This window comes from Scandinavium sp., assembly GCF_032012665.1.
GTDB lineage: Bacteria > Pseudomonadota > Gammaproteobacteria > Enterobacterales > Enterobacteriaceae > Scandinavium.
In genome coordinates this window covers 1-7821 of the sequence record NZ_DALZVG010000046.1, presented here as the reverse complement: position 1 = coordinate 7821, position 7821 = coordinate 1, and the positions used below count along the sequence as shown (strand labels likewise).

7 protein-coding genes are annotated in these 7821 nt (G+C 56.2%); 2 read left to right on the top strand and 5 right to left on the bottom strand.

Features of this window, described 5'->3' with window-relative positions; translation table 11 throughout:
• Positions 1-222 precede the first annotated feature (222 nt).
• Positions 223-927 (top strand): FadR/GntR family transcriptional regulator, encoded by a 705-nt coding sequence (locus RTU33_RS21435; protein WP_312630078.1) that lies wholly within the window; start codon positions 223-225, stop codon positions 925-927.
• Entirely contained in the window at positions 928-2328 is a 1401-nt protein-coding gene (mdtD, locus tag RTU33_RS21430; RefSeq protein ID WP_312630076.1) for a multidrug transporter subunit MdtD, read from the top strand.
• Here mdtD and rbsR read toward each other — a convergent pair.
• From rbsR to rbsA, 5 genes are all read right to left on the bottom strand, one after another.
• Positions 2325-3317, bottom strand: coding sequence for a ribose operon transcriptional repressor RbsR (gene rbsR, locus RTU33_RS21425; protein WP_312630074.1), 993 nt, complete (start codon positions 3315-3317; stop codon positions 2325-2327). The genes mdtD and rbsR overlap by 4 nt on opposite strands.
• Positions 3318-3320: 3 nt before the next feature.
• The gene (rbsK, locus tag RTU33_RS21420) at positions 3321-4250 is read right to left on the bottom strand and encodes a ribokinase (RefSeq protein ID WP_312630082.1); all 930 of its coding nucleotides are present in this window, start codon (positions 4248-4250) and stop codon (positions 3321-3323) included.
• Positions 4251-4358: 108 nt separating this feature from the next.
• Positions 4359-5249: a ribose ABC transporter substrate-binding protein RbsB gene (gene rbsB / locus RTU33_RS21415; protein ID WP_312630072.1), complete on the bottom strand. Its 891-nt coding sequence runs from the start codon at positions 5247-5249 to the stop codon at positions 4359-4361.
• 28 nt (positions 5250-5277) lie between these two features.
• Positions 5278-6243 carry a ribose ABC transporter permease gene (gene rbsC, locus RTU33_RS21410; protein WP_312630070.1) on the bottom strand — a complete coding sequence of 322 codons (966 nt, stop codon included), beginning with the start codon at positions 6241-6243 and terminating at the stop codon, positions 5278-5280.
• A gap of 5 nt (positions 6244-6248) precedes the next feature.
• A complete protein-coding gene (rbsA, locus tag RTU33_RS21405; RefSeq protein WP_312630080.1) occupies positions 6249-7754 on the bottom strand; it encodes a ribose ABC transporter ATP-binding protein RbsA in 1506 nt (501 codons plus the stop codon).
• Positions 7755-7821: the final 67 nt, after the last annotated feature.

Here is a 7821-nt window from a genome sequence, read left to right as displayed (position 1 = left end):
CCCGGCGGCTTGTTTGCCGTTGTTCCGTGTCAGTGGAGGCGCATTATAGGGAGTTATTCTGAGGTGACAAGAGGAAATTTGAATTATTTTACCGTTCGCATTTTTTTTCACCAAAGCAGCCACAAAAGCGCCATTAATTGCGCTATCTGCTGATTTTACCGCCGAATTTTGTCACTGAATGGCATACTAGACAGGTAAATCTATCTATAAGGAATGACGGCTATGTCCTTAAGCGCGCAGCAGCTGGCAGCACAGAAGAACATTTCATGGGTTCTTGCAGAAAAATTAGCGCAGAAGATTTTAACCGGTGAATATCCGCCGGAATGCATTCTCCCCGGCGAACTGGAGCTTGGCGAACAGTTTGGCGTGAGCCGCACCGCAGTACGTGAAGCCGTTAAGACGCTCACTGCAAAAGGCATGGTTCTGCCGCGACCGCGTATAGGCACCCGCGTGATGCCGCGCAGCGACTGGAACTTCCTCGATAAGGAGCTGCTCTCCTGGTGGCTAACGGAAAATAACTTTGAGGAAGTGGTGGAACATTTCCTCGTGATGCGCAGCAGCCTCGAACCTCAGGCCTGCATGCTGGCAGCCACGCTCGGCAGCGCAGAGCAGAAAGCCCGGTTGAATACGTTAATGGAGGAGATGATCTACCTGAAGCGGCACTTTAGTCGCCAGCGCTGGATTGAAGTCGATATGGCCTGGCACGAGCAAATCTACGCCATGAGCGCCAATCCGTTTCTAACCTCTTTTGCTTCACTGTTCCATTCGGTCTATCAGACCTACTTCGCGGCCGTCACCCAAAACGAAGTAGTGAAGCTCGATCTTCATCAGGCGATTGTGGATGCCATTCAGGACAGCGACGGCCCGCGAGCCTGGCAGGCTTGCCAGGCGTTGTTAGCTGCACCCAATGATCAGGTCAGTAAATAGATGACAGAAAAGAAATCACGCAGTATGGCGGGCCTGCCGTGGATCGCGGCAATGGCCTTCTTTATGCAGGCGCTGGACGCCACCATTCTGAACACCGCGCTGCCGGCCATTGCCCACAGCCTGAACCGCTCTCCGCTGGCGATGCAGTCCGCCATTATCAGCTACACCCTGACGGTGGCAATGCTGATCCCGGTCAGCGGCTGGCTGGCCGACAGATTCGGCACCCGGCGTATTTTTATGATTGCCGTAAGCCTGTTCACGCTCGGTTCGCTGGCCTGTGCGCTATCAGGCTCTCTGTTGCAGCTGGTTATCTTCCGCGTTATTCAGGGAATTGGCGGCGCAATGATGATGCCGGTAGCTCGCCTCGCGCTGTTGCGCGCTTATCCACGCAGCGAGCTTTTACCGGTTCTGAACTTCGTCACCATGCCCGGACTGGTGGGCCCCATTTTAGGACCGGTGCTCGGCGGCGTGCTGGTGACCTGGGCGAGCTGGCACTGGATCTTCCTGATTAATATTCCAATTGGCATCGCCGGATTGCTCTATGCCCGCAAATATATGCCGAACTTCACCACGCCGCGGCGCGGCTTCGACTTAACCGGCTTTTTGCTGTTTGGCATGAGCCTGGTGCTTTTCTCCAGCGGCATGGAGCTGTTTGGCGAAAAAATTGTATCGACGTGGATTGCGCTGGCCATCATCGTCATCAGCATTCTTCTTTTACTCTCTTATATTCGCCACGCTCGCCACCATCCGACACCGCTTATTGCTCTGCCGATGTTTAAAACGCGCACTTTCTCAGTAGGGATTGTGGGCAATCTTGCAACGCGACTGGGAACCGGCTGCGTGCCGTTCCTCATGCCGCTGATGTTGCAGGTTGGCTTTGGCTATCCCGCACTGATCGCCGGCTGCATGATGGCGCCAACGGCTGTTGGGTCAATTCTGGCAAAATCTGTCGTGACCCAGGTTCTGCGCGTGCTTGGATACAGGAAGACGCTGGTTGGGATCACCGTGTTTATTGGTTTGATGATCGCCCAGTTCTCGCTGCAGTCGCCGTCCATGCCGGTGTGGATGCTGATCCTGCCGCTATTTGTGCTGGGGATGGCGATGTCGACGCAGTTTACCTCGATGAACACCATTACTCTTGCGGACCTGACGGATGAGAACGCCAGCAGCGGTAACAGCGTGCTGGCCGTCACGCAACAGCTGTCCATCAGCCTTGGGGTGGCGATAAGCGCGGCGGTACTACGCTTTTATGAAGGGTTCGACAGCGCCAACACCATCGAGCAGTTCCACTACACCTTTATTACAATGGGCGTAATCACCGTGCTCTCGGCAGTGACCTTTATGCTGTTAAAACCGAAAGATGGCCGCAACCTGATTAAAGAGCGGCACAAGAAGGCTTAAGCCGACCCACGCACCACCAGCTCGGGCGTTAACTGCACACGCTGCTGTTTCTGTCCGGGCTGAGCCATCCGGTGGATCAGAACATCAATGGCGAGTTCACCCAGCTCATCTTTTGGCTGGTGAATGGTGGTCAGCGGCGGCGCCATGTAGCCCGCCAGTTCGATATCGTCATAACCCACTACAGCCATATCCCGCGGGATGCTCAGGCCAGCCTGATACAGCGCCTGATAAACGCCAACGGCCATCGCATCATTACCGACAAAAACGGCCTGTGGCGGCTGCGGCAGAGTAAGCAGCTTTTGCATCGCCGTTAATCCACCGCCAAATTCAAAATCGCTGGTGATGATGTAACCCTCAGGTACCGGCAATCCACCACGCTGCATCGCCGCCTGATACCCTTCCAGACGCAGGCGCGCCGGGGTTTTGTCCAGAGGACCAGCAATGCAGGCAATACGCGTGTATCCCTTATCAATCAGATACTGTGTTGCCATGTCACCGCCGAGCAGCGAGTTATCCTGAATCAGATCGCTGTCGCCGTCGAACGGCGCCCAGTCCATCATCACCGTCGGCACCGAGGGATAGCGCTGCATAATTTCCTGCGAAGGCTGGTGCGTTTCGGTGCACAGCAGCAGCAAGCCGTCGACGCGCTTTTGCATCAGCGTTTCGAGATTACGGTTCATCCGCTGTTCGTCGCCTTCGGTATTGCAGAGCACCAGGCTGTAGCCGCGTTCAAAACAGCTGCGCTCGACGCCGCGCACCAGCTCCGAATAAAACGGATTGGTACTGGCGGTAATCAGCATGCCGATGGTGCGGGTCTGGTTAAGCTTGAGGCTACGCGCCAGAGCAGAAGGCGCATAGTTGAGGTTCTGAATTGCCGCCAGCACCTTTTCGGTGATGGCCTCGCTGACAAAACGGTCCTTATTAATGACGTGAGACACCGTTGAGGTGGAAACGCCCGCCAGGCGGGCAACGTCCTTCATGGTAGCCAAGCGTTACCCCTGCTGACGAAGAAAGTCGTCAATCTCTTTACGCCACGGAACGGAAGGCTGCGCACCTTTGCGGGTCACGGCAATCGCCGCGGCAGCATGAGCAAAACGTAATGCCTGCGCCAGGGGTTTATCCTCCAGCAGCGCCGTCATCAGCGCACCGTTAAAGGTATCTCCGGCAGCAATGGTGTCCACGGCCTGCACCTTAAAACCAGCAACGCGTTCACCTTTCCCGTTCTGGCTGGCCCACACGCCCCGGCTACCGAGGGTGATGATGACCGTTTCGATACCTTTGCCATGCAGAACCTGCGCCGCTTTCGCCGCGTCTTCATCCGTTTCCACCTTCACGCCCGTCAGCTTTTCAGCTTCGGTTTCGTTCGGGGTAATGATATCCACCAGCGCCAGCAGTTCGTCGGAGAGTTCGCGTGCCGGAGCCGGGTTAAGCACGACCCGGGTCTGATTCTGATGCGCAATTTTCGCTGCCGCCAGTACGCTGTCCAGCGGCGATTCCAGCTGCATCAGCAAAGCGTCAGCCCGTGCGATACGCTGCTCCTGCGCGGCCACGAGCTTTGTGGAGAGCGCCGCATTGGCCCCGGCATGAATACCGATGACATTCTCACCTTCGCCGTTAACAAAAATCAGCGCCACACCGGTGGATTCTCCGGCTACAGCGGTAACGGGCTCGACGTCGATGTTGTCGCTGACCAATTGCTTGCGGATGCGCTCGCCGGTGTCATCATCACCAGTACAGGCGATAAATGCGATATTTGCGCCGCTGCGCCCGGCCGCCACGGCCTGGTTTGCGCCTTTGCCGCCGAACGCCACCTGATACTGGCTGCCCGTAACGGTTTCGCCTGGCCGCGGGAAGGATTCAAGGTTGAGAATGTGATCGGCATTGATGCTGCCAAGGACGACGAGGTTGCCTGCGTTATTCATGATCATGAGTGTCCGGTAAAGAGCGCCACCGGGAACCCGGTGGCGCATGCCACGCTTTTCTTTTTACGTTGTCCCCTCAGGCTCTTTGGTGGCCTGAATCGGTATGACTTATTGCTTGATGACCAGCTTCAGGTCAACAGGATATTTAGCCTGAACCTTCTCACCTTTCAGTACCTTAGCAGCAACATCAACGCCCTGGGCGCCGATTTGCTCCGGCAGCTGCGCAATCGTCGCTGCCAGTTTGCCATCATTTACTGCCTTTTCGCCATCCGGCGTGCCGTCAAAGCCGACAACCATCACATCTGTTTTACCGGCGGTCTGCAATGCACGCAGTGCACCCAGCGCCATTTCGTCGTTCTGCGCGAAGACCGCTTTCACGTCAGGATGCGCTGTCAGCAGGTTCTGCATCACGTTCAGACCTTTAGTACGGTCGAAGTCGGCAGGCTGGCTGGCCAGGACGTCAAATTTGTGTGCGGCCACGGCCTGCTGGAAGCCTTCACCACGTTCACGCGCAGCGGAAGTCCCGGCAATGCCCTGCAGTTCGATAACCTTCGCGCCTTCACCGGCTTTCTTCGCGATGTAATCGCCCGCAATTTTGCCGCCCAGCACGTTGTCAGAAGCAATGTGGCTTACCACGTCGCCTTTGGATGCCTGACGGTCCAGGGTGATCACCGGAATTTTCGCCTGGTTGGCCATCTTCACGGCGTTACCCACGGCGTCGGAATCCGTTGGGTTAATCAGCAGAATTTTGGTGCCGCGTACGGTCAGATCCTGCACGTTTGCCAGCTCTTTTGCCGGGTTGTTCTGGGAATCCAGCACGACCAGGTTGTAACCGAGCTTATCGGCTTCTTTCTGCGCACCGTCCTTCAGGGAGACGAAGAACGGGTTGTTGAGCGTAGAGATAACCAGCGCGATGGTGTCTTTCGCCATTGCGTTAGCACTTACGGTGGCGCTCAGTGCCACTGCGGAAACCAGGGTAGCCAGTTTTTTCATGTTCATATCTGTAGAGGTCCTGTTATGTCAGTTATTACTGCTTTTTGTTGTCTACCAGCACCGCCAGCAATATCACCACCGCTTTGACGATCATCTGGTAATAGGAGGAAACACCTAACAAATTCAAACCATTATTCAGGAATCCGAGAATTAATGCGCCGATCAGCGTCCCAACAATGCGACCTTTCCCGCCCGCAAGGCTGGTGCCGCCGAGAACCACAGCCGCAATCGCATCCAGCTCGTAGCCCGTGCCCGCCGTCGGCTGCGCGGAAGAGAGACGCGCCACTTCGATGATGCCCGCCAGAGAAGCCAGCAGGCCGCACAGGGAGTAGACGATAATTTTGACTTTATTGACGCTGATGCCGGACAGACGCGTCGCTGCTTCGTTGCCGCCGAGCGCATAGATGTAGCGGCCCAGGCGTGTGTGATGCAACATGTACCAGGCGGCGAGGAATACAATTGCCATAATCCACACTGGCGTTGGGATGCCCAGCGGACGGCCAATCCCGAACCAGCCGAACAGATCGGCGTTATCGGTAAAGCCCGTGTTCACCGGACTGCCGTTGGTGTAGACCATGGTCACGCCGCGCAGCAGCAGCATCATCACCAGCGTGGCGATAAACGCCTGTACGCGGCCTTTCGCCACAATCACGCCCGTTACCGCACCGATCGCGGCACCTGCAGCAAGCGCTGCCGCAACGGCCACCAGCGCATTCACTTCAATACCGACAATTGATGCTGCAATTGCGCCGGTCAGCGCCAGCAGGGAACCGACGGACAGGTCGATCCCGGACGTCAGAATCACCAGCGTCATCCCGACCGCCATGATGGCGTTCACCGAAGTCTGCTGGAGAATATTGAACAGGTTATTAACGGTAAAAAAGTTCGGGCTCATGGTCGAGACGATCGCGATCAGCACCAGCAGGGCGATCAGCGATTTTTGCTCTAACAGCCACGCTTTGGTGAAATAGCGGCGACCAGCAACAGCCTGGGTAGTCATCTTTCTTACTCCTGATTCACACGATTAAGCTTGCCCACTGCGGCAGCCATCAATACTTCCTGAGTGGCCTGCTCGCGCGTGAATTCACCGCCGAGATGCCCTTCGTGCATCACCATGATGCGATCGCTCATGCCTAATACTTCCGGCATCTCCGAGGAGACGAGGATGATGCTCAGGCCATCGGCTTTAAACTGGTTAATGAGCTGATAAATTTCTTTTTTCGCGCCTACGTCGACACCGCGCGTTGGCTCATCAAGGATCAGCACTTTCGGGCGCGTCATCAGCCCGCGGGCGATGGCGACTTTCTGCTGATTGCCGCCGGAAAGCAGACCTATCGCCTGCTCCATCGACGGCGTTTTGACGTTAAACAGGCGAATAAAGTCGCTTACCGCCTGCTGTTCGTCTTTATGTTTGAGGCTACCGCCCGAGTGGCTGAAATAGCGCAGCGCAGTGAGCGACATGTTCTCTTTGACGGACATGCCGAGCACCAGGCCGTCGCGCTTGCGGTCTTCGGAGATGTAGACAATGCCGTTCGCCAGGCCATCCTGCGGGGATTTGGTCACCACTTCGTGGCCGTCCAGCGTCACGTAGCCGCTGGTGCGCGGCAGCGCGCCATAAAGCACTTTCATCAGTTCAGTACGGCCCGCGCCCATCAGGCCCGCCACGCCAAGGATTTCTCCTTTGCGCAGGATAAATGACACATTGTTGACACCCGGCCCGCACAGATTATCGACCTTCAGGCGCACATCACCCGGTGTTTTATCAAGATGCGGATACTGATCTTCAAGCTTGCGGCCGACCATCATCTCAATCAGGGAATCTTCCGTCAGGCTTGCGACTTCGCGTTCGGCAATGAACTGTCCGTCGCGGAATACGGTGACGTCATCGCAGATTTCAAAAATCTCTTTCATACGATGGGAAATGTAGACGATGCCGCGCCCCTGGGATTTCAGCTCGCGAATAACGCGGAACAGGGATTCGGTTTCGGTATCGGTGAGCGCGTCAGTCGGTTCATCCATGATGATGACCTTCGACTCAAAGCTCAGCACCTTGGCAATTTCGACCATCTGCTGATCGCCAATCGACAACTCGCCCACCAGCCTGTCGCTCTTAAAGCGCAGATTGAGCTTTGCCAGCAGTTTATCGGCTTCGGCGTACATGGTTTTCCAGTCGATTTTGCCGAAGCGGTTAACGAACTCGCGGCCTAAAAAGATGTTCTCGGCGATGGTCAGCTGCGGGATCAGGTTCAGTTCCTGATGAATGATGCCAATTCCGGCTTCCTGAGAGGACTTCGGCCCGTTAAAGGTGGTTTCCTGTCCGAGCCACTGCAGCGAACCGGCATCTTTACTGTAGATCCCGGTCAGCACTTTCATCATCGTCGATTTGCCGGCACCGTTCTCGCCCACCAGCGCCATGACGCGGCCTGCGTAAACGTTCAGAGAAGCGCCGGAAAGGGCCTTCACGCCCGGGAAGGATTTATCGATACCTTTGAGTTGCAGTAATGCGTCCATGATGGCCTCAGAAGGTGACGCCAGCACAGAGAATGATATTCGCATACGGGGAACACTCCCCGCTGCG